The 2676-nt window shown below is 55.9% G+C and carries 2 protein-coding genes; one reads left to right on the forward strand and one right to left on the reverse strand.

The annotated features are described in order from the left end of the window. Nucleotides 1–869: 869 nt before the first annotated feature. The gene (locus IVB41_RS24790; protein ID WP_247435872.1) at nt 870–1157 is read right to left on the reverse strand and encodes a hypothetical protein; all 288 of its coding nucleotides are present in this window, start codon (nt 1155–1157) and stop codon (nt 870–872) included. Between the two features lie 506 nt (nt 1158–1663). Here IVB41_RS24790 and IVB41_RS24795 point away from each other — a divergent pair. Continuing rightward, the gene (locus tag IVB41_RS24795; RefSeq protein WP_247435875.1) at nt 1664–2665 is read left to right on the forward strand and encodes a PAS domain S-box protein; all 1002 of its coding nucleotides are present in this window, start codon (nt 1664–1666) and stop codon (nt 2663–2665) included. The last annotated feature ends 11 nt before the right edge of the window (nt 2666–2676 follow it).

The raw sequence follows: 2676 nt of genomic DNA on the forward strand, positions 1-2676 counted from the left end.
AAAGGTTTTAGGTTGCTAAATTGTTCTTATCCTCAACCTGGTACTGGCCTGTTTCCATCCGCAGTGGCCTAGTTTGATTTTCGCGGCGGCGTGATCTGCGAACTAAACATATGAAATAGCAACTTAGTTTGCGCCGGAGCATTTTCGGCGGATGCCCGATTCCGTACTCACCCGCGCCGAACTTGCTATCGACGAAGCCCGCCAGCTCAGGGCGCAGAGGGAAGTCCTCGCGCGTGTTTCCGAGGAAGTCCGCAGGGCTTGTCGGCTAGCCACCTCGAAAGCGCCACCATGCGCGTGGAACTCAGAGCTTATCGGAACGACAAAGAGTAAGCCCGTCCCAGTTGTCGGAGTCAGTTTTCCACTTCCGTGGTTTTGTGAGTGGCCTACTTCCGTTCTGAGCACTAGAGTTCCCCCCGCAATGCACGGTGGGGGCTATGGCGGGATACCGCGTTTACCGAGTTGACGACTCCGGCCACATCCAAAGTATGCCGGACATTATCGAGTGCGACGATGACGACGCCGCTGTGGTTGAGGCGCAACGCTTTGTGGATGGCTGCGGCGTTGAGCTATGGGACGGCGCTCGTAAGGTGGCCTCTTTCCCCCCGAACAAGAAGCATGGCCATCCGTAAGTTTCTCAATGGACAGAGACTAAGGCACCTCAGTGGGCGCCGGCCGCCAGTGTTTTAGGATGCCACCCATGGCTGACAAAGAACCAGTCCGGGGGCCCCGCCGCCCACAATAAGTGCGAGGATGATTTGCGCCAGATGGTCAAGACGACATCGAGGAACAGTCTTCGCTTTTTGACCCAGAGCAGAAGTAGTAGATGGATGTCCCTCTCTTCTTAGAAGGGAGCGCCACAGGGAAGGTCGCTACGCTCGATCCAAATCGACAAGATATGCCAGGACCAAGTCTTCGGTCTGAGCTTGGATAGCTGCGTCTCGATAGATGACAATCTCGGCTTCGTCAGCTCTGCGAACTGTCAACTTGGCCGTCGAGGAGCAAAGCGGGAGGCCGTTCGATGTAATCGCGGTCAAGTCGTCACGAACCCAGTCCTCTTTGCACAACTCGCAGGCTTCCCGGAAATTCTTCGCCTCGAACGCGAACGTAGCTTTGCCGTCAACTTCCATCGCGAATACCGAGCCCGAGAAAACAGTCATTCACACTCACTTTCATCAGCATCGGACGACCGACCGCGCCACGAGCGTTTTGCTTCGCTTCACATGTGCTCACGAACTGGCCGCATCTGGCGAGGCGTCCAGCTCGACTAATCGGCCTCTTTTGGCCCGCTAGCAACTTCTGCTCGTACAGACCGTCCAGCGGTAAAAGCTCTCGACGACGGACCCAAAGAGGAAGTTGACGTGGCGCAGCCGCGGTTCGCAGCGTTCTCGGTCGGTATTTGACCACGAGTGTCCTAAGTTAGATCCGGCAGTGTCCTAGTGTGCTATTTTGAACATAGTCTCCCCCCGTGGTTCTGGCCAGCCATGAGCGACTTTCGAAAGCTTCAAAGGATTTGCGCAGAGCGAGCTGCCCTTAGCGGCACTCTGGAGGCCCGGAGAGTTCTCCGCGAGATGGCTGACGGACCCGAAGCGGCCATCCAAAACCCTCCCTAGCCGAGAACAACGTGCTATAGCCTTGCCTTAAGGGGCCGTGTCTAGGGGTGCTAATGACGCAGAAAGCCAATCTAGAAATTGCGCTCACGCCTGGGGAGGTCGAAGCGGCCCTTCGCGAAAGCGAACAGAGGTTGCGCTGGCTGGCTTCCATAATCGAGTCTAGTGATGATGCGATTATTAGCAAAAATCTCGATGGCATCATTACAAGCTGGAATAGCGGTGCCGAGCGCGTCTTCGGCTACTCTCTCAGCGAGGCCATTGGTCAGCCGATTACGCTTGTGATCCCACAGGATCGGCAAAGCGAAGAACGTGAGATTTTGACTCGCGTCCGACGTGGTGAGCGCATCGACCATTTTGAGACCGTTCGACAACGCAAGAACGGCAGCTTGATCGTCGTGTCGCTGACCGTTTCTCCTGTTAAGGATGCAAACGGCAAAATCGTCGGCGCATCAAAGATTGCGAGAGATACTACCGAGCAGAAGAAAAATCAGGAGCTGATCGCGACCTTGGCCCGGGAGGCCGAACACCGCAGCAAGAACTTGCTCGCGAACGCGATGGCAACGGTCAATCTATCTCAGTCGAGCTCGCCTGAAGGCCTCAAAGAGGTAATCGGTGGACGCATCCAGGCACTCGCAAATGTTTGCTCGCTTTTCGTGGAAACGCGTTGGATTGGTGCGGAAATTTCGGCGATTGCGATACAGGAACTAGCTCCCTATTCCGATGGGAAGCGAACGTTCACAGATGGTCCACAAACTCTATTAGCGCCAGACGCCGCCCAGGCAGTTGCGGTAGCGTTGCATGAGCTAGCGACGAATGCCGCGAAATACGGCGCCTTGTCCACGCCTGAAGGCCACGTCCGCTTGGAATGGTCACACGGCGCTACCGGTACAATCCGGCTACTCTGGATGGAAACCGGTGGTCCAGTTGCGCTGGAACCAACGCGAACGGGGTTCGGTACCCGTATCGTCGAACAAATGATTACCCAGCAAAAGGGAAAAGTTCGCTTTGATTGGCGCAAAGACGGGCTCGTCTGCGAAATTACGCTGCCGGTTTGAGGGATGTCTGC

Source organism: Bradyrhizobium sp. 44, assembly GCF_023073095.1.
GTDB lineage: Bacteria > Pseudomonadota > Alphaproteobacteria > Rhizobiales > Xanthobacteraceae > Bradyrhizobium.